Genomic DNA, 26,172 nt, shown 5'->3' on the forward strand with positions numbered 1-26,172 from the left:
CCTCATGACGAACACTTTTACCTCCCTTTGACCTTACGCTCACTTGTCGTGTTCACGCGGCAGCACCCAGGATGAGCGCCGGGCTGAACCCTGGGAGGGCGCACATGAACGGTCTCGACTGGGCCGTGCTCATCGGCTACTTCGGCGTGATGGTGGCGATCGGCGTCTGGTCGCACAAACGGGTGGACAACGTCAGCGACTTCTTCACGGCGGGCGGCAAGATGCCGTGGTGGCTGTCGGGGATCTCGCATCACATGTCCGGCTACAGCGCGGTGATGTTCACCGGCTACGCGGGCATCGCCTACACCTACGGTGTGACGTCCTTCGTGACGTGGTCCTTCCCCATCGCCCTCGGCATCGCCATCGGGTCGAAGCTGTTCGCGCCGCGCATCAACCGGCTGCGCTCACGGCTCCATGTGGCCTCCCCGCTGGAGTATCTGAAGAACCGCTACGACCTGAAGACCCAGCAGGCGCTGGCCTGGTCCGGCATGCTGCTGAAGATCGTGGACGTGGGCGCGAAGTGGGCCGCGATCGCGACGCTGCTGTCCGTGTTCACGGGTGTGTCGCTCAACCAGGGCATCCTCATCACCGGCGGCATCACCGCCGTCTACTGCACGATCGGCGGGCTGTGGGCGGACGCGCTGACCGAACTCGGCCAGTTCGTCATCCAGTTGCTCGCCGGCGTCGCGATGTTCATCGCGGTCGTCATGGAGCTGAACGACAAGGGCATCGGCTTCCTCGACGCCTGGGACCGGCCGGAGCTGCAGGGCCACGGTGAGCCGCTGGTCGGGCCGTACGGCACCGTCTTCCTGCTCGCCTTCCTCTTCATCAAGCTCTTCGAGTACAACGGCGGCATGCTCAACCAGGCCCAGCGGTACATGGCCACGGCCACCCCGTACGAGGCCGAGCGCTCCGCGCGGCTGTCGGCGCTCCTGTGGCTGGTCTGGCCGGTGGTCCTCTTCTTCCCCATGTGGATGTCCCCGCTGCTCGTCGAGTCGCAGAAGACGGACGGCTCCGACTCCTACGGCCTGATGACCGAACAGCTGCTGCCGCACGGCCTGCTGGGCCTCGTCATCGTCGGCTTCTTCTCGCACACCATGGCCATGTGCTCCTCCGACGCCAACGCCATCGCCGCCGTCTTCACCCGGGACTGCGCGCCGGTGATCTGGCGCCGGGCGCGGACGTGGACCGAGGGGCAGGGGCTGCGGGTCGCCCGGATCACGACCGTGGTCTTCCTCGGGCTGTCCATGGCGGCGGCGACGCAGGTCAACTCCCCCACCTTCAAGGACATCATCACGGTCGTGATCAGGTGGGTCGCCGGTCTGATGGGCCCGATGGCGATCCCGATGATGCTGGGCCTGCTGCGGCCGTTCCGCCGCTCCGGCCCGACGGCCGCGCTCACCAGCTGGTCGATGGGCCTGCTCGCCTTCTGGCTGGTCAACTACCCGATCAGCTGGCAGATCGAGGGCGGGGTGCCGCTCCAGTACCAGGTCTCCATCCCGCTGGCGGTCTCACTGGTCCTGTACATCCTCATCGGCTTCGTGAAGCCGGAGGACACCCCGGAGCGGCTCGCGATCGTCGAGAAGATCAACACCGACGACGACGGGGCCGCGGCGGCCGCGGTGCCGACGCCGGCGGGGCCAGTGGAGGACGCAGTGGGTACCCGCGGGAAGGACTGAGCCCGCCCCTCCCGGGCCGCCCTGGGCCTCCGGGCTCAGGGCTCAGGGCTCCGGACTGAGAGCTCAGGGCTCCGGACTGAGAGCTCAGGGCTCCGGACTGAGAGCTCAGGGCTCAGGGCTCAGATCGTCGGCGGCCGGGCCGGGGCCGACTCGCCACCCGCGCCTCGACACCGGCGCTCGCCTCTCCGCTCAGCCCCGCGGATACCGGGCCAGCCAACCCGGCGCCGCTCCAGCAGGCCCATGCAGTGCCGGGGCCTGGGTCATCTCCATGGCGAAGTCGTCGGCGAGTTCGAGGATCGTGGGGCGGCCCTCCAGTTCGGCCAGCCAGGCCGGGGGCAGGGCCGTTTCGCCGTGCAGGGCGCCCAGGAGGCCGCCGGTGAGGGAGGCCGCGGCGGCGGAGGGGCCGTCGTGGTTCACGGCGAGGCACAGGCCGTGGCGGACGTCCTCGCCGACCAGGGCGCAGTACACGGCGGCCGCGAGCAGCCCGTCGGCGGAACCGTCCGCCGCGAGTTCCTCGACCCGCGCCGGGGTGGGCATGCCCTGCCGTACGGCGCCCAGCGCGTGCTGCAACGCGTCCGAGACCGGCTCGTGACCGGGCCGCAGGGCGAGCAGCGCGAGCGCCCGCTGGACGGCACCGTCGAGGCTCTCCCCGCAGGCCAGCCCGTGCACGATGACGGCGTACGCGCCCGCGGACAGATAGGCGATCGGGTGGCCGTGGGTCTGCGTGGCGCACTCCACCGCGAGCTGGACGACCAGCTGCGGCTCCCAGCCGACGAGCAGCCCGAAGGGCGCGGACCGGGCCACGGCCTCCGGCCCGAGCTCGGCCGGGTTCTTGGGCGACTCCAGCGTGCCCATGGTCTCGTCGCCGAGGCCGAGCAGGAGCGCGCGGGTCGCGTCCCGACGGGCGTACAGCCACTCCTCACGCGCCAGCCACCCATCGTCCTTACGGCGCTCGTCGGGACCCCAGTCCCGCTGGGTGGCGGCCCAGCGCAGATACGCCCGGTGCAGATCGGTGGGCGGATGCCAGGCGCCGGTGTCCCGTCTGACCTGGGCTCTTATCAGTCCGTCCACGGAGAACAGGGTCAGCTGCGTGAGATGGCTCACGGCCCCGCGCCGCCCGTACCCGAACCCCAGGTCGGCGAGGCCCTCCGCGCCGTACTGCTCTTTGATCTCCTCCAGGCCGAGCCCGTCGACGGGCGCCCCGAGGGCGTCCCCGACGGCCACGCCGAGCAGGGTGCCGCGCACCCGGCTGCGGAAGTCCTGCTGCTCGGTACGGCCCCAGACGGCGCCGAGTGTCGCACCCATCAAGACCTCCCCGTGACAGCGTCCGTCGCACGACCGTTCGTCACTGTAATCGACCGGAGACGGTCGGTTCAGGGGGCGGATCCGTATGCGAGGTGTGCCCGAAGTGGACCCGAGTGGCCAGCTTTCATCACAGTGATTCCACAGCGCAGCTCCAGGATCTGGACGGGAGAAGAGACATGAGGGATCAGGCTCGGCAGGCGGCGGCCGTCTTCGACGTGCTGGGGCCGGCGTACGAGAAGGCGTTCTCGCACTCCGAGGCGCACCGGGCGTCGTTGGCGTGGCTGGTCGGGCGGCTCGGACCGGGCAGCCGGGTCCTGGACGTCGGCAGCGGGACGGGGCGGCCCACGGCCGCGACACTCGCCGCGGTGGGCCACGACGTGCTGGGGGTCGACGTATCGCCCGTCATGGTGGACCTCGCCACCCGGCAGGTGCCCGACGCCACGTTCCGGCATGCCGACATCCGCGAAGTCCCGTTGGAGGACGGCGCGTTCGACGCGGTCTGCGTGTACTTCTCCCTGCTGCAGATGTCCCGCGCCGTGCAGGAGGCCGTCGTGGGACGGCTGGCACGGGCGCTGCGACCGGGGGGCAGCATGGCGCTCGCGACCGTGCCGGCGGACGTGGAGGACGTCGAGGTCGTCTTCATGGGGCAGCGCGTGCGGGCGACCAGCTTCGCGGCCGAGGGCTTCACCGACATGGTCGGCGCGGCGGGACTGACGGTGCTGTCCGCGGAGAACACGCTGTTCACACCTGACCACCCCGGGGCCGGGTCCGAGCCCCATCTGTTCGTGCGCTGCGTGCGGGAGTAGCCGGTTCGCGGCGGGGCTCAGCGCCCCGTGTCGCCCTCCAGCCTGCGCAGCACCGCGGCCCGCTGATCCATGGCCCAGGTGTACGACGGCCTCCGCTCCAGGACCTGGTCCAGCTCGGCGAGGGCCTCCTCGTGCCGCCCGAGGTTGGCCAGTGAGGCGCCCCGGCTCGCGCGGGCGGAGTCGTAGCCGGGCTCCAGGGCGAGCGCGTGGTCGTAGTCGGCGAGGGCCTCCGCGTCGCGGCCGGCGCCGCGCAGGGCGTCACCGCGCTCACAGCGCACCCAGGCCCAGTCGGGGTCCGCGGCCACAGCCCGGTCCAGGTCGGCCAGTTGACGGTCGGGGTCGCCGTGGGCGCGGTGTACACGGGCCCGGCGGACCAGCGCCCAGGGGTAGTCCGGCTTGAGCTCCACCGCGCGGTCGAGGTCGGCGAGCGCCTCGTCGAACTGGTGGCGGCTGAGGCGGGTGGCGCCTCGGGAGGCCGCGGCGAAGGCGTCGGCGGGGTTGAGGCCGAGCGCCCGGTCCAGATCGCGGATCGCCTCGTCGTAGCGCTCCAGGACGCGGTGGTACTCACCGCGCAGGGCGAGACCGCGGGGGTCGTCGGGGGTCAGTTCGAGAGCCCGGTCCAGGTCGGCCACGGCGGCGAGCTGGTCACCCGCGAGGTCGTGGGCCAGGGCGCGGGTGCGGTAGGCGCGGGCCGCCACGGCGGGGTCCAGAGTGACGCTCCAGCCGTGGTCGGCGGGCCTGTCCTCGCCCACGTCCCGGCGCCGCGGCAGCCCCGACCCGGCGGGGGGCGTCCGCGGCTGCGACGGCGCCGGTACCGGCACCGGCTGCGGCAGCCCTCGCGGCAACCCTTCCGGCTGCTCGTCGGGGGTCGTGCGCCACACGAATTGCGCCGCGGCGGCATCTCCGTTGAACACCGGCCCGTTGAAGACCGGCCCGTTGAAGACCGTCTCGACGTCCACCCCGAACCCCGTGCGCCGCAACAGCAGTTCCAGGGCGGCGGCCGTCCCGCCGCCACCGAGCGCCTCCGTCAGCTGCCGCCCCCAGTCGGCCACCGCCCGCGTCTCGGTGTCCCGCCCCGCCTCGACCAGGACCCTCGCCCACCGGCCCGCTACGGACGCGCCCTGTTCGCAGGCGTCGACGACGTCCCCCAGCACGCTCGACAGCGCCGCCGACACCCCCGCGCACAGCAGGTGGTACAGCTCGGCCAGCCGAAGCTCGCGCCACCCTTCGTCGGCCCACCGCTCCTCCCTGTCCCGGCCCCTCTCCGCCTCGGTGCGCCACTGGCCGAACACCGAGGCCAACGCCTGCTGCCGGGCCGCCCAGCTCCTGGGTGACTCATGGCGCTGCAACCGCAGCATGGGTGCCCGTACGACGTCGTGGTAGCCGACCCGGCCGCTGCGCTCGCCGACGAACGGCAGCTCCCGCAACCACGCGTACAGCACGTCGAGTTCGTTGTCCGGACGGTCCACGACCGCCCGGAACACGTCCGCGTCCAGCCGTCGCGGCAGCGCGCACGCCAGCGCGACCGACCGCCGTACCGGATCCGCCTCCCACTTCAGGAACCGCTCCACGGCCGTGGCACTCGGGTCCCCCACGTCGGCCGGATCGGTGGGGCGGCTCTCCGCGAGCGTCGACACGAGCACCGGCAGTCCGGCGGTGAGGCGCAGCACCTCCCTGACGACCGGCTCGGCCACCACTCCCCGGCCCGCGAGCAGGTCCCGCGCCTCCGGCTCGGTGAACGGCCCCAGCGGCAGGTCGGTCATGAAGTCGCCGAAGCCGCCCCAGCGGGCGGTGTCGAAGGGGAGCTGCCCCGCCGTCACCACCACGGTCGTGGCGGGCAGCGCACCGTACCGGTCGGTGGTCATCACGCGGTGCAGCCAGCCGTCGAGGAAGCGGCCGGTCCGTTCGTACGTGTCGAGGAACAGGACGATCCACGGTGCGGCGGACGCGGCCTGGGAGAGTTCGTCAAGCAGCACCGGGGTGAGCGCGTCCTCGGGGGCGAGGACCAGCCGCGCGTCCTCGTGGCTGCGGAACCGTGCGCCGACGTCGGCCCTCAACCGGTCGGTGGCCTGCGCGAGTTGGCCGGTGTCCAGGGCGCCCGCGAAGGCTCCGATTCCCGGCACCAGCCCCAGGGCCACCACCCCCGCCCGCACCATCGTCGTACTGCTCGCCGAAGGCCCCTCCGGCTCGGCGGGCAGCTCGGCGACCACGGCGGCCTGCTCCGCCTCGTGCCTGCGCTCCCGGTAGGTGGCCAGCAGCCGGTCCAGCTCCTTGAAGCGCCGTCCCTGCGCGGCGAACTGCCGGCTGATCGCCTCCATCGCCTCCGGCAGACTCCCCACACCGTCGTCGACATACGCCGTCAACGCCCCGCGTTCCCGGGCCACTTGCTCCAGCTCGCGCAGCAGGAAGGTCTTTCCGACGCCCGCGTTGCCGTGCACATGGAAGAGGAACCGGTGCCGCTCGTCCTCCGGTGGAGTGTCGAAGTTGGCGCGGAACGCCGCCCGTTCGGCGCCCCGGCCGACGAATCCGGCTCGTTGCCGCTGGGCGATCAACTGCTGCATCGACGGCCGCGCCCGCACCACGCGTAGGTCCTCTCTGTCGGCTCCTGCACCGTCATTCTGGCTCAATGCCTATGGGACGGACCCGTCCCCCGGGGAAGATGACCACCATGTCAACCACACCCCCACGCACCGCACTCCACCTCGCCGCCACCCTCCTCACCGGGACGGCCGCCCTCTACATCGCCCTCGTCGCCTTCGGCAACATCACCGACTTCGGCACCAACCAGCAGTTCGTGCAGCACGTCCTGGCCATGGATACGACGTTCAAGGACGAGGACCTGATGTGGAGAGCCGTCACCAGCAAGGGACTTCAGGACGCGGCGTACGTCGCGATCATCGCCTGGGAGACCGTCGCCGCGCTCGTGCTGATATACGGGACGTGGCTGTGGGCCCGGCGCGACCAGGCCCGTGCCCGGCGCTTCTCGACCTACGGCCTGCTGATGCTGATGCTCCTCTTCGGTGCCGGGTTCATCGCCATCGGCGGTGAGTGGTTCTCCATGTGGCAGTCGGGGGACTGGAACGGACTGGACGCCGCGACCCGGGTGTTCCTGTTCAGCGGCGTCGTGCTGATCGTCAACCACCTGCCGAGCGACAGCTGACACCGTTTCAGTGGCGCAGGGCCCATTTCTGGATCGACTCCAGGGGCCCTGCCGAAAAGCGCCGCAGCCAGAGGGTGGAGCCCGCCATGAGGATCGCGCAGACCGTGACCCACAGGCCGACCACCCACCAGGGACCCGTGTCGCCGAGTCGCTCCGCCAGGCCCAGGCCGATGCCGTACGAGACGAGCACGCACAGCACGTTCTGCAGGACGTAGCCGGAGAGGGCTGTACGTCCCACCGACGTCAGCCCCGTCATCAGGGGGCCGGGCCGCCGTACCCGGTCCACCACCGCGCCGATCAGCCCGATGTACCCGACGGCCAGCAGCGGGGCGGTGCCGTAGCGGGCCAGGAGGAAGAAGTCCTGGCCCGCCAGGGTCACGGCGATGTTGAGCGGCAGGCCGAGGCCCAGCCCCCACGCCAGCAGGCGGGAGCGCAGCCGGCGTCCCGTCTCGTCCGCGCCGAAGGCCCCGGCCCGGAACAGCCGTACGCCGAGGAGGAAGAGGAAGAGGAGAAGGAAGAAGGTCAGGACCGGTTCCATGCGGAGCGCTGCCGCGTTCTCCAGGCGGAAGGCGATCTGGTCCAGGTAGCTGCCGTGGGCGTACAGGTCGACGACCTCCCCGGAGACACCGCCGCTGTCATCGCCGTCGGCCGTCGCCAGGGCCGCCGTCAGCAGGCCCATCACCGTCAGATGGATGCCCGCCGCCCACCACATCACCCGTCGCTGCGCCCGTTCCGAGCGGGTCAGCAGCCGGGCGACGAGCAGGGCGGTGACGGCGTATCCCATCAGTACGTCCCAGGCGAAGACCAGCACGAAGTGCACGGTGCCCTCGGCGAACAGGAACAGCGCCCGCCACCGGTAGCGCCCCGGCCACGGCTGCCCGCGCCGCTGCGCCGAGGCGTACTGGATGGCCAGTCCGACGCCGAACAGGATCGTCAGCAGCGACAGGAACTTGCCGTTCGCCAGCACGCTGAAGGCGGCTTCGACGGCTCCCGTGTCCGTCCCGGCCTCCAGGGCACCCCACTCCGCGCCCGGCCCGGTGAAGATCCATACGTTCGTCATGAGCGTGCCCAGGATGGCCGCCCCGCGCAGTACGTCGAGGAGGGGAAGCCGTCGTCCGGTGGGGGCGGCCTGCGGTGTCCGGGTCACTCGCGCGTCCGTGTGCGTCATGCGTTCATCGTCACGGCGGCAGCGCCCCGAATCGTCATCAGCGAAGCCGAACCTGCCGTACATCGAAGGATGCAGAAGGCGGGCGCCTACCGGTGATCTTGGCCAGTGCCCCCGCGTTCACGCGGGGGTGTAGGGCAGGCTGTGAAGCGTCAACCACCCACTCAGCCGCACGCGGCCTGAGAAGGGATTCCGCCCCGTTCACGGGGCGGAGGAGATCAATTGACCACGACCACCGTCGTGCCCGTCTCCCCGAACGTCCACAGCGCCGCCCCGTCGGCCGCGCGCATCCGGACCCCGCCGGTCTGCTTGCCCGCGGCGGGCGGGGGCGAGGAGCCGTCGACGGCGTTGGAGAAGGCGATGGAGATGCCGGACTTCGCGGCGAAGTAGACGATGTTCTCGATCTGCACACCGTCCGAGCCCGTGGTGGCCATGGTGCGCAGCGACACCGCGTAGGTGCCGATGTCCGGGCTCACCGTGCCCGGCCAGACGGTGAAGGTACGGCGGCCGGCGTCGCTCGCGTCGACGAGCCAGACCCGCTTCTGGCCGAGGGAGTACACGATCCGGCGTCCCGTGCCCGATCCGTCCGGAACGGCGACGGGTCCGGCGGACTTCGACGGGGCGGGGCTCGCGCCCGGTGACGCCGACGCGCTCGGGCGGGCCGCCGTGGCCGTCGGGTGCGGCCCCTTGTCGGCCTGCACGGCGAGGACGGTGACGGCGGCTATCGCTCCCACCGTCAGACCGGTCACCCAGACCTTGGGAGCAGGCACGGCACGCATCTCCTCAGCTGCACAAGCTACGGAACCCCTCCAGCGGGGGTCGGATCATCGTACCGACCCCCGCGGCACGCTCCTGCTCAGTCCAGCACCGGCAGCAGCTCCGGCAGATGCCCGTCCGAGGCCGTCGCGGCCCGCTGCCGTTCCGCCGGCATCTCGCCGTACAGGGTCGTGCGGGGCTTCGCCGGACGCCCTGCCGCGTCGGCGACGGCAACCAGGTCGCGTACCGACTTGTAGGAGCCGTACGACGAACCCGCCATCCGCGAGATCGTCTCCTCCATCAGGGTGCCGCCGAGGTCGTTGGCCCCGGAGCGGAGCATTTCGGCCGCGCCCTCCGTGCCCAGCTTCACCCAGCTGGTCTGGATGTTGGGGATGTGCGGGTGCAGGAGGAGACGGGCCATCGCCGTGACCGCCCTGTTGTCGCGGATCGTCGGGCCGGGGCGTGCGATGCCCGCCAGGTACACCGGGGCGTTGGTGTGGATGAACGGCAGCGTCACGAACTCGGTGAAGCCGCCCGTGCGCTGCTGGATGCCGGCCAGGGTACGCAGATGGCCGAGCCAGTGGCGGGGCTGGTCGACGTGGCCGTACATCATCGTGGACGAGGAGCGGATACCGAGCTCGTGCGCGGTGGTGATCACCTCGATCCAGGTCCCCGTCGGCAGCTTGCCCTTGGTCAGGACCCAGCGGACCTCGTCGTCGAGGATCTCGGCGGCGGTACCGGGGATGGAGTCCAGGCCGGCTTCCTTCGCGGCCGTGAGCCACTCGCGGATGGACATGCCGGTGCGGGTGGCGCCGTTGACGACCTCCATCGGGGAGAAGGCGTGGACGTGCATGCCGGGCACGCGGGACTTCACGGCCCGGGCGATGTCGAAGTACGCCGTTCCCGGCAGGTCAGGGTGGATGCCGCCCTGCATGCAGACCTCCACCGCGCCCACGTCCCAGGCCTGCTGGGCGCGGTCGGCGACCTGGTCCAGGGAGAGCGTGTAGGCGTCGGCGTCCGTCCTGCGCTGCGCGAAGGCGCAGAAGCGGCAGCCGGTGTAGCAGACGTTGGTGAAGTTGATGTTCCGCGTGACGATGTACGTGACGTCGTCGCCGACCACCGACTTGCGGACGTCGTCGGCGATACGGGTGAGCGCGTCCAGCGCCGGGCCGTCCGCGTGCAGCAGCGCCAGCGCCTCGTCGTCGGTCAGCCGGGTGGGGTCGTCGGCGGCGACCCGCAGTGCCTGACGGACGTCGGTGTCGATGCGTTCCGGCGCCATCCCGGGCGCGGCGGCCTCCCGCAGGGCGCCCCAGTCGCCGTACACCTCGTCGAAGTCGTCGCGGCGGTCGGACGTACGGCCCTCGGTGTCGATGGCGGAGTGCAGATCCGTACGGCCGGAGGCGACGAAGGCCTCCTCGGGCTCCTGCCACGGATGCCCCTCGACGACGGCGTCCGGACGCGCGAGGCCCGTCTCCGGGTCGGCGAGCGCCCGTACGTGCGGGAGCAGCCGCGGGTCCAGCCAGGGCTCACCGCGCTGCACGAACTCGGGGTAGACGCACAGCCGTTCGCGCATCTCGAAGCCGGCCGTCTTCGACCGCTCGGCCAGTTCCTCGATCTGCGGCCAGGGGCGCTCGGGGTTCACATGGTCGATGGTCAGCGGGGAGACCCCGCCCCAGTCGTCGATGCCGGCCCGGATGAGGCGCTCGTACTCGCTGTCGACCAGGTTGGGCGGGGCCTGGAGGCAGGCGCTCGGCCCCATGATGTGCCGGGCGACCGCCACGGTGGCGACGAGTTCGTCGAGTTCCGCGTCCGGCATGCCGCGCATCGCGGTGTCCGGCTTGGCGCGGAAGTTCTGGATGATCAGTTCCTGGATGCCGTGGTAGGCCCGGGAGATCTTGCGGAGCGCGAAGAGGGACTCGGCCCGCTCCTCGTGCGTCTCGCCGATGCCGATGAGGATCCCGGAGGTGAAGGGGACGGAGGAGCGGCCGGCGTCCTCCAGCACCCGCAGTCGTACGGCGGGTTCCTTGTCCGGGGAGCCGTGGTGCGGGCCGCCGGGCTCGGACCACAGGCGGGTGGCGGTCGTCTCCAGCATCATGCCCATCGACGGGGCGACGGGCTTGAGCCGCTGGAAGTCGGTCCAGGTCATGACGCCCGGGTTGAGGTGGGGCAGCAGGCCCGTCTCCTCCAGGATGCGGATGGAGATGGCACGGACGTAGGCGATGGTGTCGTCGTACCCGTGCGCGTCGAGCCACTCGCGGGCCTCGGGCCAGCGGTCCTCCGGCTTGTCGCCGAGGGTGATGAGGGCTTCCTTGCAGCCGAGGGCCGCGCCCTTGCGGGCGATGTCGAGGACCTCGTCCGGCGACATGAACATCCCGTGCCCGGCGCGGCGCAGCTTGCCGGGGACGGTGACGAAGGTGCAGTAGTGGCATTTGTCCCGGCACAGCCGGGTGAGGGGGATGAAGACGCTCTTCGAGTACGTGATGACACCGGGGCGGCCGGCCGCCTCCAGGCCCGCGTCCCGCACCCGGCCGGCGGACGCGACGAGGTCGTCGAGGGCCTCGCCGCGGGCCTGGAGGAGTACGGCCGCCTCGGAGACGTCGAGGGCGACGCCGTCCCGGGCGCGTTTGAGGGCGCGACGCATGGAGTTCTCGGTGGGGCCGGTTCCAGAGGACGCGGGAGTCGTCATTCCTTGAGCATACGTTCGAGGTCCGGGGGGTCGGGGGCGGTCCCGGGTGGTGCGATTCGTTGCCGGGTGCGGGTTCGTCGGGGCTGGTCGCGCCCCGCGGCGGAGCCGCATTTCGATACGGCCCCGCGCCCCTGGGCGGGCTGCCCGCCCGCCCCGCTAGAGGTACTCGGCATACTCGTCCAACACCCGCAAAACCTCCGCCTCCCCCGCCGGAGGCAGCTGCACCACGACCTCCTCGATGCCCAACCCGGCATAGTGCGCGAGCTTCCCCGCGCTGGGGTACACGGCGTACGGCACCACCTGCAGCGCCTCCAGATCGCGACCCGCGTCGGCCCAGGCAGCCCGCAGCACAGGCAAGGTTTCGGACAATCCGCGCCCACCGATCGGCAGCCACCCGTCGGCGTACTCGCTGATGTGCGCGAAGAGCTTCGGCCCGGCGGCTCCGCCGATGAGGGTGCGCGGGCCGTTGACCTTCGGTCCGCGCGGCTTCTGCACGGGCTTGGGGTGGGCGAAGCTGGCCCGCACCGACCCGAACTCGCCCTCGTGGGCGGTGGGTTCGTCCGTCCACAGGGCCCGCATCAGGGCCATCCGGTCCCGGACGAGTTCGCGGCGTGTGGCCCACTCGACGCCGTGGTCGGCGGCCTCCTCCACGTTCCAGCCGAAGCCGAGGCCGAGGGTGAAACGCCCGCCGGACAGGTGGTCCAGGGTCGCGATCTGCTTGGCCAGGTCGATCGGGTCGTGCTGGGCGACCAGCGTGATGCCGGTGCCGAGACCGAGCCGTTCGGTGACGGCGGCGGCCTGGCCGAGGGTGACGAAGGGGTCGAGGGTACGGCCGTACTCGGGCGGGAGGTCACCGCCGGCCGGGTACGGCGTGGCCCGCTCGACCGGGATGTGGGTGTGCTCGGGGAGGTACAGCCCGGCGAACCCGCGCTGCTCCAGCTCACGGGCGAGCCGGATCGGGGTGATGGTCTCGTCGGTGAGGAAGATCGTGACGGAGATGCGCATGACTGCATCTGTACCGCGCGACCGCCCCGATGTCCATACCGACCGGTCGGCACAGTGTGGGTGTCGGCGGTACGGGTCGGCACCGTACGGATCGACTGCCGCTCGACTGCCGATTGGCTGCCGATTCCCTTCCCTTGTACGGCAGTTCACGGCTGAATACGAGAGTTGCACGCACCACCACTGCACCACCCACGCCATGTCCTTCACGACGACCTGGGGAGCAGCAGCATGTGCGAGGACCACCACGCGGGCGACGCGGGCCTTGGCAGACGCGCACTGTTCGTGACGGGCGCCGCCGCCGCGCTTACGTTGGGAAGCGTGACCTTCGCCAGAGGCGCCGACGACACCCATGACGCGGAGACCCGTACCGTGCGGGGGACCCTGCCGCCCGGGTCCCCCGACTTCGTCTACGTACCGGTCGAAGTGCCGTCCGGCGTACGGGAGATCAAGGTCTCCTACACCTACGAGAAGCCGTCCGTCCCGGCCGGCACCCCGGGCAACGCCCTCGACATCGGCATGTTCGACTGGCGCGGCACGGAACTCGGCGGCCGTGGCTTCCGGGGCTGGTCGGGCGGGGCGCGCACGGAGTTCTTCATACGTGCGGACGAGGCGACGCCGGGGTACCTCCCTGGCCCGGTCCGGGAGGGCACCTGGTCCATCGCCCTCGGCCCCTACACGGTGGCGCCGCAGGGACTGCCGTACGAGCTCACCATCACGCTGACCTACGGCGAGCCCGGTGAGGTGGTCGAGCCGACGTACCCGCCGGACCGGGCGAGGGGCCGGGGCCGGGCCTGGTACCGGGGCGACTGCCACCTGCACTCCTGGTTCTCCGACGGCCGCCGTACACCCGCCGAGATCGCGGCACTCGCCCGTGCCGCGGGCCTGGACTTCATCAACAGCTCGGAGCACAACACGCACTCCGCGCACGCGCACTGGGCGTCCGAGGCCGGGGACGACCTCCTGATCATGCTGGGCGAGGAGGTCACGACACGCAACGGTCACGTGGTGGCGCTCGGCACCGACCCCGGCACCTTCGTCGACTGGCGCTACCGCGCCCGGGACAACCGCTTCGGCCGTTTCGCCCGCCAGATCCGCAAGTCCGGCGGCCTCGTCGTCCCCGCCCACCCGCACGCCACCTGCGTCGGCTGCAACTGGAAGTTCGGCTTCGGCGAGGCGGACGCGGTCGAGGTGTGGAACGGGCCCTACACGCCGGACGACGAAGTGACCCTGGCGGACTGGGACAGCATGCTGGTGGCCTCGGTGCGGGAGGGCCGTGACTGGATCCCGGCCATGGGCAACAGCGACGCCCACCGCGACCCCGACCCGGTCGGCAGCCCGCAGACGGTGGTCCTGGCGGACGACCTGACCCGGGAGGCGATCCAGGAAGGCATCAAGGCGGGGCGGTCGTACGTGGCCGAGTCGAAGAACGTCTCCCTGACCTTCGGCGTGTCCGGCGCCAAGGGCGAACACGCCGGCATCGGCGAGCGCCTGGAGGTCGACCGGAACACCCCGGTCACGGTCCGCCTGGAGGCGTCGGGCGCCCCCCGCTGCACGGTCCGCTTCGTGACCGACCAGGGCGTACTGTTCACCAGCCCGCCGCTGCCGGTGGCGGGTTCGGGGGTCGTGGAGTGGCGCACGACGCCCTCGTACGCGGCCTATGTACGGGCGGAGTTGCGGCACGAGACGGCGGTGGGGCCGCTGCCGGGTGCGTTGGCGGCGTTCACGAACCCGATCTTCCTGGGGCGTTCGTAGGGCCGCCGACAGGAGCCGTCAGGGGCTGGCCCCGTCAGCCCTGTCAGCCAGGTCCGCGACCACCGCCGCGTGGTCCGACGGCCACACCCCGTCGATCGGCCCGTCCCCCGCCCGCCGCACGCCCCGCACCTGGCCCAGCCCGCCCGTCCCGGGCGGTCCGACGTGGATGTAGTCGATCCGCACGCCCGGCTCCAGCCCGGCCGGGACGTACGGGTTCGCGCGGTCCCAGGTGACGGAGGGGGCGTCCGGGTCGGCGTACTCCCAGGCGTCGAAGAAGACCTGGCGGGGCGCGACCGGCGCGGTGCGGTAGCCGCCGAAGAGGCGGATCTCGTCGGAGTCCGGCCGGGCGTTGAAGTCGCCGGTGACGATCGTCGGAAAGGGCGTGTCACCCCGGTTCTCGGCGACGAACTCGGCGAGCGCGGTGACCTGGCGGCAGCGCACGGCCGAGCCGTGCAGGGCGGAAGTGAGGTGGGTGGTGACGAAGGGGATGTCGTACGCGGGGGCGGCCAGGCGGGTGTAGAGGGCGAGGCGGCCGTCGTCGACGTCGGCGGGGGCGGGCAGGCGCAGCGTCCGTTGCGCCACCACCGGCCAACGGCTCAGTACCGCGTTCCCTATGTCGACCGTGTGGTCCCCGATCCGCCGGCGCCAGCGCTCGGGGGCGGGTGAGGGGGCCCAGGACCAGTGCAGGCCGAGTTCGGCGGCGAGCCACTCGGCCTGGTTCTCGCGCTCGTCGGCCCACACCTCCTGGAGGCCGACGATGTCGGGGCGCAGTTCGCGCAGCTCGGTGAGGATCGCCTTCTGCCGGGCCTCCCAGGGCCCGAAGCGCCACCACAGGTTCCAGGTCACGACCCGCATCCGCAGCCACCCGCTCTCGTCATGCCGCGTCGGGGACCATTGAAGCAACAGTTCGACCGTCGCGCCCTGACACCGCACGAGATACACGAGACTCACGAGATACCCGCGATACACGAGACAGGAGCCCCACAGACATGTCCCGCCTCGCCGACCTCAGGTTCCGCGCCGCCACCACGTTCCAGCGCCACGTCGGCAATCCCGTGCTCCGCCGGCTCCCCTTCCAGACGGTCCTGGAGACCACGGGCCGGGTCTCGGGGCAGCCCCGGCAGACACCGGTGGGCGGCCGTCGCGTGGGTGACTCCTTCTGGCTGGTCTCGGAGTTCGGTGACAAGTCCCAGTACGTCCGCAACATCAAGGCCGATCCGCGGGTACGGGTGCGGCTGAGGGGGCGGTGGCACACCGGCACGGCACACCTGCTGCCGGACGACGACCCGATCGCCCGCCTGCGTGGCCTCCCCCGCGTCAACAGCGTGGGCGTCAGGGCCCTCGGCACGAACCTGCTGACGGTGCGCGTGGACCTACGGGACTGACGGCACCGGTCTCGCCCGGGGAGCCGTCACCCCGGCCACACGATCGCCTGCACCTCGCTGTACGCGTGCAGGGCGTACGACCCGACGTCCCGCCCCACCCCGCTCTTCTTGAAGCCCCCGAACGGCGCCTCCATGTTGCGGCCGACGGTGTTGACGCCGACCCCGCCGGCCCGCAGCCGCCGCGCGACCCGGAAGGCGCGGGCCACGTCACCGGACCAGACGTAGTCGATCAGGCCGTAGTCCGTGTCGTTGGCGAGGGCGATGCCCTCTTCCTCCTCGTCGAAGGGGATGACGGAGACGACCGGCCCGAAGATCTCCTCCCGGGCGACCCGCATGTCGTTGGTGCAGTCCGCGAGGAGGGTGGGGGCGACGTAGAAGCCGCGCTCGTACGGCGGCCGTTCACCGCCCGCCACGACCACCGCGCCTTCTTTCCGGCCCGTCTCCACGTACGACTCCACCCGGTCCCGGTGCTCCGCCGAGATCACCGGCCCGACGACCGTGGCCGCCTCGCGGGGGTCCCCCACCTTCAACCGACCGGCATACGCGGCCAGTTGCTCGACGAGCCGGTCGTACACACCCCGCTGGGCCAGCACCCGCGTGGGCGCCGTGCAGATCTGCCCGCTGTAGAAGGAGAACGTCGTCCCGATCCCGGCCACCGCCGACCCGACGTCCGCATCGTCGAGGACGAGCGCCGCGCCCTTCCCGCCGAGCTCCATCAACTGGCGCTTCATGTCCCGCCCGCACACCTCGGCGATGCGCTGCCCGACCGCCGTGGAGCCGGTGAAGCTCACCATGTCGACGTCCGGGGAGGAGACGGCCGCCTCGCCGACCTCCACCGCCCGGCCCGAGACGACGTTCACGACCCCTGCCGGGACCCCGGCCGCCTCCAGCGCCTCCGCCATCCGGTAGACGGACAGCGGATCCTGCGGCGCCGGTTTCACGACGACCGTGTTCCCCATGGCCAGTGCGGGGGCGATCTTGCCGGCCGGGTTGGCCCAGGGGTTGTTGTACGAGGTGATGCAGGTGACGACCCCGACGGGCTGACGGACGGCCAGCGCGCCCATCACGCCGGCCTTCCCCATCGGCCCGGCCTCGTTGATCTGCGGCGGGATCGCCCACTCGGCGGGCTCCACGCGCGCGTACCGCCGGAATCGGGCCGCCCCGACCCCGACCTGCATGCCCCGCGCCGTCCCCGTGGTCGCACCGGTCTCGGCCTGGGCCAGTTCGGCGTACGGCACGAGGTGGCCGCGAATGATGTCCGCGGCCCGCGCCAGCACGGCCGCCCGCTCCTCCGGCGTCGTACGCGACCACGGCCCGAAGGCCTCGCGGGCCGCGGCACAGGCCGCGTGCACCTGATCCCGCGAGGCCTCCGGTGCCCACCCGACGGTCCCCTCGGAGGCCGGGTCGACGACGGCGTAGTACCCGCCCTCGGGCTCGGCCCAGGCCCCGTCCACGAACAACCGCTGCCGATCAGGACCACCAGAGCCACCAGAGCCACCAGAGCCACCAGGGCGTTGGACGCTCACCTGGTGGCCACCGTCCTGGTGTCCCGCCCCGAGCGCAGCACCCGCCCGGGCACGGCCCCGCTCACCACGTCGTCCCGGATCGCCTCGACGCCGTTGACCCAGACCGCCCGCACCCCGATCGCCCTGGAGTCCAGCCGCGGGCTGTCACCCGGCAGGTCGTGCACCAGGGTGGCCGTACCGGCATCGATCCGCTCCGGGTCGAACAGCACCAGGTCGGCATGGAAGCCCTCCGCCACCCTCCCCCGCTCACGCAGCCCGAACAGCCGCGCCGGATCGTCGGTCAGCATCTTCACGGCCTGCTCCAGCCCGACCAGCTTCCGTCCGCGCAGACAGTCCCCGAGGAACCGGGTCGTGTACGGCGCCCCGCACATCCGGTCCAGATGCGCCCCGGCGTCCGAGCCGCCCAGCAGCACGTCCTCGTGCTGCCAGGTCTCGGCGCGCAGGGTCCAGGACGCGGGGTCGTTGTCGGTGGGCATGGGCCACAGGACGGTCCGCAGATCGTCGGCGGCGCAGATCTCCACCAGGCACTCGAAGGGCTCCTGGCCGCGCTCGCGCGCGATGTCCTCCACGACCCGCCCGCTCAGCCCACGGTTCGCCTCGCTGTACGTGTCCCCGATGACGTACCGCCCGAAGTTGGTCAGCCGCCGGAAGACGCCCGCCTCCTTGGCGGTGGCGTGCCTGAGCAGCTCGGCCTGTACGTCCGCCTCGCGCAGCTTGGCGATCCGCTCGGGCACGGGCAGTCCGAGGACCGGCCCCCACCCGGGGATGAGGTTCAGGGCGCAGAAGGTGCCCAGGGACATGTTCATCGGCGTGAGGATCGGCATGGTGAGGGCCACCACCCGCCCGCCCGCCTTGCGGGCCTGCTCACTCGCGAGCAGCTGCCGCGGCACCCGCTCCGGAACGGCCGAGTCGATGGTCAGCACGTTCCAGTTGAGCGGCCGCCCCGCAGCGGCACTCATCTCCACGAACAGCTCGATCTCGGCGTCGCTGAACTGGTCCAGACACCCCGCGACGATCGCCTCGATCTGCGTCCCCTCGTGCTCGCCGACCGCCCGCGCCATCGCCAGCAGCTCCTCGGGCTTGGCGTGCCGGGAGGCCACCGGCTTGCCGTCCCCGTCGGAGTGGCTCGACGACTGGGTGGTGGAGAACCCCCAGGCACCGGCGTCCATCGCGTCGTGCAACAGCCGCACGATCTCGGCCAGCTGCTCCGCACTCGGCTGCCCGCCGACCGCCTCCGGCCCCATCACATGCCGCCGCAGCGCACAGTGCCCCACCATGAACCCCGCGTTGACGGCGATCCGCCCCTCCAGGGCATCCAGATACTCTCCGAAGGTCCGCCAGCTCCAGGGCGCCCCCTCCTCCAGCGCCACCAGCGACATCCCCTCGACCTTGGACATCATGCGGCGCGTGTAGTCGGCGTCGTCCGGACGGGCCGGATTCAAGGGGGCGAGGGTGAACCCACAGTTCCCGGCGGCGACGGTGGTGACCCCGTGGTTGAGGGAGGGGGTGGCGTACGGATCCCAGAAGAGCTGGGCGTCGTAGTGGGTGTGGGGGTCGACGAATCCGGGGGCGAGGACGAGGCCGGTGGCGTCCTCGGTGGTGCGAGCCTCTTCGGTGACGACGCCGATGACGGCGATGCGGCCGTCTCGTATGCCGACATCGGCGGTGTACCCGGGCGCGCCCGTCCCGTCCACGACGGTCGCGCCTTTGATCAGGTGGTCGAGCATGACGTGGGTCCCTTCTCCACTCCGGTGCGGACAGCGCCCCTTCAGGGGCGCGGGGAACTGCGCGACCAGCCACAGACAACCGGCACCCGCGACCGAATCCGCACCCCCACGGCGATCAGGCGCCCTGCCGGAACCGGGACGTCCGGTGCACAGGATCCGTATCGATCTTCGGAATCACGTGCTCCCCGATCAACCGGATCGTCCGCAACGTCTCCTCCTTCGGCACCCCCACCGGCAACCCGAAGCTCAACTGATCGGCCCCCGCCTGCTCCCAGCGCTTGCACTGCCGGAACACCTCGTCCGGATCGCCGCAGATCAGCAACTCCTCCTCGATCAGCAGCTCCACGAACTCCGGCGTGTACGGGGGCAGCGTCTCCGGCCACACCGGAAACCCCTCGGGACGGGGAAACGTGTCGTGGTACCGGAAGACCAGCGACGGCAGATAGTGCAGCCCTCCCCGCACAGCGGTCTCGATCGCCTCGGCGTGCGTGGGCGCACAGATCGCCGTCGTCGTCACCATCACGTTGTCGTTGACGAAGTCACCGATGGGCTCGGCGTTCACGACCGCCGTCTTGTACTGCTCCAGCACCCACTCCATGTCGGCGACCTTCTGCACACTGAAGCCCAGCACCCCGAGCCCCTTCTTCGCCGCCATGGCGTACGACGGAGGCGACCCGGCCGCGTACCACATCGCGGGGTGGGACTTCCCGTACGGCTTCGGCAGCACCTTCCGCGGCGGCAGTGACCAGTGCTTGCCCTGGAAGCCGACGTACTCGTCCTGGAGCCACATCTTCGGGAACTCGGCGATGGTCTCTTCCCAGATCTCCTTGGTGAAGTTCATGTCCGTGATCCCGGGGAGGAAGCCGAGGATCTCGTGCGAGCCGGCACCGCGGCCCGACCCGAACTCGAAGCGGTTCCGCGAGAGATGGTCGAGCATGGCCACCTTCTCGGCCACCTTCACGGGGTGGTTGACCTGCGCGAGCGGATTGAAGATCCCGGAGCCCAGATGGATCCGTTCCGTCGCGTGCGCGAGGTACCCGAGGAAGACGTCGTTGGCGGAGAGGTGCGAGTACTCCTCCAGGAAGTGGTGCTCGGACGCCCAGGCGTACTTGAAGCCGGACCGGTCCGCCTGGATGACGTACTCGGTCTCCTCCATCAGTGCCTTGTGCTCGGCGAGCGGGTCGGTCTCGGCACGCTTGCCCACGTATCCCTGTACAAAGAGCCCGAATTCCAAGGAGGGTCACCGTCCCCAGTAGTTTCTGACGACACGTCAGATCGGCGGTATGCCGCCGACTGTGGCACCGGGCGCACGGATGGTCAATAGCTGACGGTCAGTCAGCTGAGTCGGTCATGAGTCGGTCAGATGACGGAGACGCCGGCCAGCCAGCCCCCGTCGATCACGAACGGCTGCCCGGTGATGTACGAGGAGTCCTCCGAGGTCAGGAACAGCGCGAGACGCGCCACCTCCTCGGGCCTGCCGATCCGGCCGAGCGGCACGAGCTTGCGGTAGAGCCCGTCCAGCGCCCTCGACGCCTCCTCGGCGTCCGCTCCCGGGTCCAGCAGCGACGGGTTGGACATCGCCGTGTCGATGGCGCCGGGACACATGGCGTTGACCCGGATGCCGCGGGGCGCCAGCTCCAGGGCGGCGACCCGGGTGAGCCCGAGGATGGCGTGCTTGGTGGCGGAGTACGTCCCCACGGCCGCCATGCCGGTCACCGCGGTGTACGAGGCCGTGTTGACGATCGTGCCGCCGTCGGCCATCTCCGGCGCGACGGTCTTGATGCCGAGGAAGCAGCCGACCTGGTTGACCCGTACGACCTGCATGAACTCGTCGAGGGGGGTGTCGACGAGGGAGTTGAAGCGCAGGATGCCGGCGTTGTTGACCAGCCCGTCGATGCGGCCGTGGGCCCTGCGGGCGACGGCCACGGCGGTCTGCCAGTCGGCCTCCAGGCCCACGTCGAGGTGGACGTACAGCGCGCCTATCTCCTCGGCGAGGGCCTTGCCCTGGTCGTCGAGCACATCGGCCACGACGACACTCCCACCCTCCGCGGCGAACAGCCGCGCCTCCTGCTCGCCCTGTCCGCGCGCCGCCCCGGTGACGATGACGACCCGTCCGTCGAGCTTGCCCATTACGGCCCCCTTCGAAGGGTGGACATGGTGGACACGGTGGACACCCCATCGTGAACTCCGCATCGTAGCGCCATACCTGACTATGCGTCAGATGCAAGTCCTGAGGGTTGCTGAGGTGAATCTCACGTGACTCACAAGTAGGGATGTTTGACCCTGTCGGCGTCCGTCAAGGGAATCCAAAATCCTGACCATGTCCAAGCGGAGACTGAAGAGCAGGAAGATCAGGATCGTGGCGGTCGGGTCGGCCGTCGTGACGGGCGGGGCCCTGGCGGCCGTACTCCTGCCGTCGGCGAACGCCGCCGAGGAGAAGACGCCCGAGCAGATCATGACCATGTGCCAGAGGGCCAAGGTGCTCAACGGCAAACAGCAGTCCATTTCCGACTTCGGCGGCCACCCGATCGCCGGACCGAGTTTCGCCTCCGACAACTGCGATTTCGTCGAGACGAAGTTCGAGACCTTCGACGGGCCGACCGAAAAGGCCTCCATCGACTTCCCGAACTGCGAACCGAACGCCACCGAACCGGCGAAGGTGTCGATCACCTGGTCGGCGACGGCGGCCCAGGGGCAGGGCAAGTACACCGTCACCCAGCAGGGCGGCGGTGGCGGGCTCTTCGGAGCACTGACCGGATCCTGGCTCAAGCACAAGGGAACCCTCGACATGACCGTGAAGTCGGCGACCGCCGGCGACCGCCGGCGACACGGAACAGCGTGAGGTGCCGGTCGGCAAGGTGCTCCACATGGAGTTCACGCCGAAGATGCAGCGCATGACGGGCGAGTGGCGGGTGCGGATCGACGCCCGTCAGGCGACGACCGTCACCAACCCCTCCCCCGAGCAGAACTTCGTGGCACCGGACGTCGTCGAGGGCCCCGTCGTCCTGCCGGGCGCGGCGGGTGCTCCCGGTGTCGCGGACGGCACCTCCAAGGCCGTACTGACCGACTGCTGAGCCCTTGACCCCCCACATTTCACAGGAGCGCCCCATGTCACGCGCCGGCCGCACCAGAAGCCACCGGAGCAAGAAGAAGCGCATCACCCTCGCCCTGTCACCGCTGGTGGCCGTCGCGGTGGCCGTGCCGCTGATGAACCCGGCGGGTGCCGCCACCCCCTCCGAAGTGACCGCCGACTGCTCGGCGGACTCCGACAGGCTGGAGAACTGCGAGTTCGTCGACGTCCAGTTCAAGCGGGACAACCTCGGCCCCAATCAACGGGTTTCCCCGGTGACCGACAACTGCGGATCGACGGGCACCGCCTCGAAGACCTTCAACGTGAGCGCGTCCGTCACCAGGACCATCCAGCTCGAGGACGGATTCACCGCGGAAGCCGGCACGAAGCTCGGCAATTCCTTCTTCGAGATCGGCGTGAAGTTCAACACGTCGGAAATCAACATCACGCGGGACGACAAGACGACCACCCTGGCATTCAGCAGGACGGACACCGTGCAGGCGGACAGCATCGGGTTCTTCATGTGGTCCGCCAAGCGCACCGATGTGAGCGGATTCCTGAAGGCCACATACAAGGAGGCACAGGACGGCCGGCGGGTGTTCTTCTCGCCGAGCGAGGGCGCCACGGACGTACACGTCTTCTATCCGCAGATCCTGAAGAACGGCACCCCCGACGGCCGCCTCTGGATGCGCAATGTGAAGTGCGGAACTCCTGAAGCCTCCGGCATTCAGAATTCGACCCGCGCCCTCAGGTCGGAACCCGGGTTCGGTGCGGGCGGCGAGAACGTCACCGACGTCGAGATCCCGCTGTCGGAGATTCCGGCACCTTAGCCGCATTCTCGGATGCGAAGCACGGGCGCGGCCCCCAGCCACCGCAGGACCGCGTCCGTGCTTCCGCGCGCGTCCAGCTTGGCGTAGATGTTGCTGAGGTTGTTGCGGACGGTCTTCTCGCTCAGCCGTAATCGCAGCCCGATCTCCTGCGCGCCCAGGCCGGTCGACAGCAGTTCCATGATCTGCCGCTCGCGCGGCGAGAGTGCCCCCCGCAGCCGCTCCATCGCCTCCCCGCCGGTGGGCAGCCGCCGGGCCCCTTCGCGCAGGGCGGCGCAGGCCGCCGGGGAGAGGTAGGTGTGCCCGACGGTGGCGCCCACGACGGCCGAGGAGAGCATGCAGGTGCAGTAGTCGCCCTCGACGAGATAGCCGGCGCCGCCGCGGAACACCTCGACGATGACCTCGGTGTCCCGGCGCGGGCTGATGACGATCACCGGGACGTCGGCGGCCCACCGCTCCCGCAGCGCCGCCGAGGGGTCCTCGCAGCACAGGATCACGACGTCCGCGCCCTCCCCCACCTCGAAGGGAGCGGCCGACCGCACCACCCGCCCGACGTACGGGTCGTCCGGGGCCGGCCAGTCGGGATGCGGCCAGGCATCCTCGGGGCAGGCGAGGGCGACGGTCAGTTTCCGGGAAGTGCGCACGTCATGTGTCCTTCCGCCGAAGCGTACGGCCGTACGTCTACGTCTGTACGTCCATACATACGGCGGTCGGCGCGGACATGTTCAAGCTTTCAAGAAGCGCTGCGTGCTGGGCCCGCTACAGCAGCGGTGCCACCTCCGACCCGAACGCGGCGATCTGGTCGGTGAGTTCGGCCCGGCTACGGCACCGGAACCGCACCTGGATCTGGTGCACGCCCATGGCACGGTAGGCCCGCAGCGACTCGGCCAGCTCCTCGGGGCCGCCCGTGAGGGTCCGGCGTCCGACGTCCCAGCCGGGCTTGCCGACGTACAGGGGCTCGGCGATGGCACCGACGGTGAACGGCCCCTCGCTGCCGGCCTCTTCACGCAGCCGCCGCATCCGGGCGATCTGGGCGGGCAGCCGGTCCCGCGGATCCCCCTGGGGCAGCCACCCGTCCCCCTTCAGCGCGGCCCTGCGCACGGCGGCCGGGGAGGATCCGCCGACCCAGACCGGGACGTGCTCCTGGGCGGGGCGCGGGAGCTGGCCGAGTCCTTCGAAGTCGTAGAGCTTGCCGTGGTGTTCGGGGAACTCGTCGGGGCCGAGGGAGGCCCGCAGCGCGTCGATGGACTCGTCCAGTACGGGCCCGCGCCGCTCGAAGTCGACTCCCAGCGCCTCGAACTCCTCCCGCACGTGCCCCGCCCCGACCCCGAGGATCAGACGGCCGCCGCTGAGGTGGTCGAGGGTGGCGTACTGCTTGGCCGTGACGAGCGGGTGCCGCAGCCCCACGACGGCGACATGGCTGAGCAGCCGGATGCGCTCGGTGGCCGCGGCGAGGTAGGCGAGGGTGGCGACGGGGTCGTACCAGACCGTGCTCATCGCGGGCGCGAGGCGGCGCGGGATGGCGACGTGGTCGCAGTTCGCGACGTACGCGAAGCCCGCGCGGTCGGCGGCGCGGGCGACGGCGAGCAGGTCGTCGGGGCCGGCGGCGGCTTCCCAGGGTTCGGCGTAGATCGTGCTCTGGGACTGGACGGGAAGTTGGATGCCGTAGGCGAGACGCCCTTCCGACGGCAGGGCTGGCATGGTGCCCCCTTTACTGGCGGTCCGGCATGTGGACTGACGCGGACTACATCGTCGTATCTGACGCATCGTCAGACAAGGGGTCGGGGCCGCCGAGGCAACCCGCACGCGGCCCGTGACACACCGAGCGCGAGGGGCGGGTCTACTGGTGCGCCGAGCACATCGACGACGCCCCCCTCGCCCGCCGGGTCCTGGACGTCACCGAGCTGGGCTATCACGCCCGGCCGGTCGGGAAGCTGTTCCTGCGCAACGAACCGACCGAGTACCGGCAGGAGCGGGAGCAGGGCCAGGGCGATGTCGTCCGGCTCGCGGGCCGCGTCACCAACCCCCTCGGCGTCATCCCGTCCGGTGCCCGGCTCGCCGCCGAGCTGGAGTTCTACGCCCGACGGCAGGGCGTGCGTTTCCAGACCTTCCGCTTCCCGGTTGCGACCGTGCGGCACGAGGGCCCGTACGTGTCCTGGGAGGCCTCGGCGAACCTGTCGAAGGGCCTGCGCCCGCTCGGCATCGTGGACGCCGTGTGGGACGTGCGTCTCCACCTGGACGTCGATGGCGAGCGTACGACGACGCGCCTGACCGCCTCGGGCCCGGATCTCGTGACCGGTGAGGTGACGGTGCGCCCCCGCCTGACCCGGCTGGTCGCCGACCGGATCGAGCCGCAGGTCTCCGCCCGCGGCCACCTCGCCTTCCGCCTCGTCCCCGACAAGAAGGCGAACGCCCTCGTCACCCGCGGCCTGCGGGGCACCCCCGGCCGCCTCGCCAAGGCCGGCTACCGCAAGACGAAGGCCCTGCGCAAGAAGGTGACCTCCGGAGACACCAAGCTCCGCCTCTACCGCGACGTCTTCCTGCGGATGCCGGTGCACAAGCGCCTGGTGGTCTTCGAGAGCCACCTGGGCCGGCAGTACAGCGACAGTCCCCGCGCGATCTACGAGGAGATGCGCCGGCAGGGCATCGGCTTCGAGGCGGTCTGGTCCTACACGGGCAGACCGCAGGGCTTCCCCGCCGACGCCACGCTGGTGCGCCGCTGGTCGCTGCGGTACCTGCGCGCGCTGGCCCGCGCCGAGTTCTGGGTCGACAACCAGAGCTACCCACTGAAGCTGACCAAGCGCCCCGGGACGACGTACATCCAGACCTGGCACGGCTCCGCGCTCAAGCGGATGGGCTTCGACGAACCCGGCTGGAAGCTCATGTCCCGCGCCGAGCAGGCGGAACAGCAGCGCACCCTGGACCGTTTCGACCATTTCCTGATCCGCTCGGAGCACGACGTCCGCACCCTCGCCAAGGCCTTCCGGCTGCGGGAGAAGGCGCTGCTGCGGGTGGGCTACCCGCGCAACGACGCGCTCGTGCGGGCGCGCGGGGCCGCTGAACGGCCGCCGCTGGCCGCCGAGTTGGGCATCGCACCGGACAAGAGGATCCTGCTGTACGCCCCCACCTTCCGCCAGCGGGGCGGGCGCCGTTTCGCGCTGCCCTTCGACGTGGAGCGGTTCGCGGAGCAGTCGTCGACCGCGATCACCTCACGGACGGCCGGTCCCTGCGCGAGCGCCGAACGCACCGCGTCCGCCACATGGGCGGCGTCGTCCTACCCGATGACGACGACGGTGACCTGCGCGTGCTGGAGAGCCATGGTT

Annotated in this window: 19 protein-coding genes and 2 pseudogenes; 8 read left to right on the forward strand and 13 right to left on the reverse strand. The window is 71.0% G+C overall.

Features of this window, described 5'->3' with window-relative positions; all coding sequences use genetic code 11:
* The first annotated feature begins 104 nt into the window (after positions 1–104).
* Entirely contained in the window at positions 105–1,679 is a 1,575-nt protein-coding gene (locus tag ABIE67_RS20695; protein WP_370259416.1) for a sodium:solute symporter family protein, read from the forward strand.
* 189 nt (positions 1,680–1,868) lie between these two features.
* Here ABIE67_RS20695 and ABIE67_RS20700 read toward each other — a convergent pair whose 3' ends face one another.
* On the reverse strand, positions 1,869–2,984 hold the full coding sequence (locus ABIE67_RS20700; protein ID WP_370259419.1) for an ADP-ribosylglycohydrolase family protein: 1,116 nt from the start codon (positions 2,982–2,984) through the stop codon (positions 1,869–1,871).
* Between the two features lie 176 nt (positions 2,985–3,160).
* Here ABIE67_RS20700 and ABIE67_RS20705 point away from each other — a divergent pair, with 176 nt between their 5' ends.
* Positions 3,161–3,790, forward strand: a complete 630-nt coding sequence (locus tag ABIE67_RS20705; protein ID WP_370259422.1) for a class I SAM-dependent methyltransferase — start codon at positions 3,161–3,163, stop codon at positions 3,788–3,790.
* 17 nt (positions 3,791–3,807) lie between these two features.
* Here ABIE67_RS20705 and ABIE67_RS20710 read toward each other — a convergent pair whose 3' ends face one another.
* A complete protein-coding gene (locus tag ABIE67_RS20710) occupies positions 3,808–6,351 on the reverse strand; it encodes a tetratricopeptide repeat protein (protein ID WP_370268771.1) in 2,544 nt (847 codons plus the stop codon).
* 107 nt (positions 6,352–6,458) lie between these two features.
* Here ABIE67_RS20710 and ABIE67_RS20715 point away from each other — a divergent pair, with 107 nt between their 5' ends.
* Positions 6,459–6,950 carry a DUF2165 domain-containing protein gene (locus ABIE67_RS20715; RefSeq protein ID WP_370259426.1) on the forward strand — a complete coding sequence of 164 codons (492 nt, stop codon included), beginning with the start codon at positions 6,459–6,461 and terminating at the stop codon, positions 6,948–6,950.
* Between the two features lie 7 nt (positions 6,951–6,957).
* Here the strand turns inward: ABIE67_RS20715 and ABIE67_RS20720 are convergent, their stop codons facing one another.
* The 4 genes from ABIE67_RS20720 to ABIE67_RS20735 all read right to left on the reverse strand — a co-directional run bounded on the left by ABIE67_RS20720 (position 6,958) and on the right by ABIE67_RS20735 (position 12,562).
* A complete protein-coding gene (locus ABIE67_RS20720; protein ID WP_370259430.1) occupies positions 6,958–8,118 on the reverse strand; it encodes a DUF418 domain-containing protein in 1,161 nt (386 codons plus the stop codon).
* A 215-nt stretch (positions 8,119–8,333) separates the two neighbouring features.
* Entirely contained in the window at positions 8,334–8,894 is a 561-nt protein-coding gene (locus tag ABIE67_RS20725) for a hypothetical protein (RefSeq protein WP_370259433.1), read from the reverse strand.
* Positions 8,895–8,971: 77 nt separating this feature from the next.
* Positions 8,972–11,557 carry a bifunctional FO biosynthesis protein CofGH gene (locus ABIE67_RS20730; protein ID WP_370259437.1) on the reverse strand — a complete coding sequence of 862 codons (2,586 nt, stop codon included), beginning with the start codon at positions 11,555–11,557 and terminating at the stop codon, positions 8,972–8,974.
* Positions 11,558–11,713: 156 nt separating this feature from the next.
* Positions 11,714–12,562 carry an LLM class F420-dependent oxidoreductase gene (locus tag ABIE67_RS20735; RefSeq protein ID WP_370259440.1) on the reverse strand — a complete coding sequence of 283 codons (849 nt, stop codon included), beginning with the start codon at positions 12,560–12,562 and terminating at the stop codon, positions 11,714–11,716.
* 228 nt (positions 12,563–12,790) lie between these two features.
* On the opposite strand from ABIE67_RS20735, the gene ABIE67_RS20740 reads away from it, so the two are divergent.
* Entirely contained in the window at positions 12,791–14,314 is a 1,524-nt protein-coding gene (locus tag ABIE67_RS20740; protein ID WP_370259442.1) for a CehA/McbA family metallohydrolase, read from the forward strand.
* An 18-nt stretch (positions 14,315–14,332) separates the two neighbouring features.
* Here the strand turns inward: ABIE67_RS20740 and ABIE67_RS20745 are convergent, their stop codons facing one another.
* Positions 14,333–15,169 (reverse strand): endonuclease/exonuclease/phosphatase family protein, encoded by an 837-nt coding sequence (locus ABIE67_RS20745; protein ID WP_370268773.1) that lies wholly within the window; start codon positions 15,167–15,169, stop codon positions 14,333–14,335.
* Between the two features lie 134 nt (positions 15,170–15,303).
* Here ABIE67_RS20745 and ABIE67_RS20750 point away from each other — a divergent pair, with 134 nt between their 5' ends.
* Positions 15,304–15,699 carry a nitroreductase/quinone reductase family protein gene (locus ABIE67_RS20750; RefSeq protein WP_370259445.1) on the forward strand — a complete coding sequence of 132 codons (396 nt, stop codon included), beginning with the start codon at positions 15,304–15,306 and terminating at the stop codon, positions 15,697–15,699.
* A 26-nt stretch (positions 15,700–15,725) separates the two neighbouring features.
* Here ABIE67_RS20750 and ABIE67_RS20755 read toward each other — a convergent pair whose 3' ends face one another.
* The 4 genes from ABIE67_RS20755 to ABIE67_RS20770 form a co-directional block, all read right to left on the reverse strand.
* Positions 15,726–17,159 carry an aldehyde dehydrogenase family protein gene (locus tag ABIE67_RS20755; protein ID WP_370259450.1) on the reverse strand — a complete coding sequence of 478 codons (1,434 nt, stop codon included), beginning with the start codon at positions 17,157–17,159 and terminating at the stop codon, positions 15,726–15,728.
* A gap of 62 nt (positions 17,160–17,221) precedes the next feature.
* Positions 17,222–18,952 (reverse strand): amidohydrolase family protein, encoded by a 1,731-nt coding sequence (locus ABIE67_RS20760; protein WP_370259454.1) that lies wholly within the window; start codon positions 18,950–18,952, stop codon positions 17,222–17,224.
* A gap of 115 nt (positions 18,953–19,067) precedes the next feature.
* Positions 19,068–20,186 (reverse strand): LLM class flavin-dependent oxidoreductase, encoded by a 1,119-nt coding sequence (locus ABIE67_RS20765; protein ID WP_370259457.1) that lies wholly within the window; start codon positions 20,184–20,186, stop codon positions 19,068–19,070.
* Between the two features lie 125 nt (positions 20,187–20,311).
* Positions 20,312–21,082 (reverse strand): SDR family NAD(P)-dependent oxidoreductase, encoded by a 771-nt coding sequence (locus ABIE67_RS20770; protein ID WP_370259460.1) that lies wholly within the window; start codon positions 21,080–21,082, stop codon positions 20,312–20,314.
* Positions 21,083–21,272: 190 nt separating this feature from the next.
* Here ABIE67_RS20770 and ABIE67_RS20775 point away from each other — a divergent pair.
* Both ABIE67_RS20775 and ABIE67_RS20780 read left to right on the forward strand, forming a co-directional pair.
* Positions 21,273–22,026: pseudogene (locus tag ABIE67_RS20775) on the forward strand (hypothetical protein).
* A gap of 34 nt (positions 22,027–22,060) precedes the next feature.
* Positions 22,061–22,852: a hypothetical protein gene (locus ABIE67_RS20780; protein ID WP_370259464.1), complete on the forward strand. Its 792-nt coding sequence runs from the start codon at positions 22,061–22,063 to the stop codon at positions 22,850–22,852.
* Here the strand turns inward: ABIE67_RS20780 and ABIE67_RS20785 are convergent.
* The gene (locus ABIE67_RS20785; protein WP_370259467.1) at positions 22,849–23,493 is read right to left on the reverse strand and encodes a response regulator transcription factor; all 645 of its coding nucleotides are present in this window, start codon (positions 23,491–23,493) and stop codon (positions 22,849–22,851) included. The genes ABIE67_RS20780 and ABIE67_RS20785 overlap by 4 nt on opposite strands.
* Positions 23,494–23,608: 115 nt before the next feature.
* Positions 23,609–24,550 (reverse strand): TIGR03619 family F420-dependent LLM class oxidoreductase, encoded by a 942-nt coding sequence (locus ABIE67_RS20790; protein WP_370259471.1) that lies wholly within the window; start codon positions 24,548–24,550, stop codon positions 23,609–23,611.
* Positions 24,551–24,672: 122 nt separating this feature from the next.
* Between ABIE67_RS20790 and ABIE67_RS20795 the strand changes: the two are divergent.
* Positions 24,673–26,037, forward strand: a pseudogene (locus ABIE67_RS20795) (CDP-glycerol glycerophosphotransferase family protein); the annotation flags it as partial.
* Positions 26,038–26,172 lie beyond the last annotated feature (135 nt).

Origin of the sequence: Streptomyces sp. V4I8, assembly GCF_041261225.1 — a bacterium.
Lineage (GTDB): Bacteria > Actinomycetota > Actinomycetes > Streptomycetales > Streptomycetaceae > Streptomyces.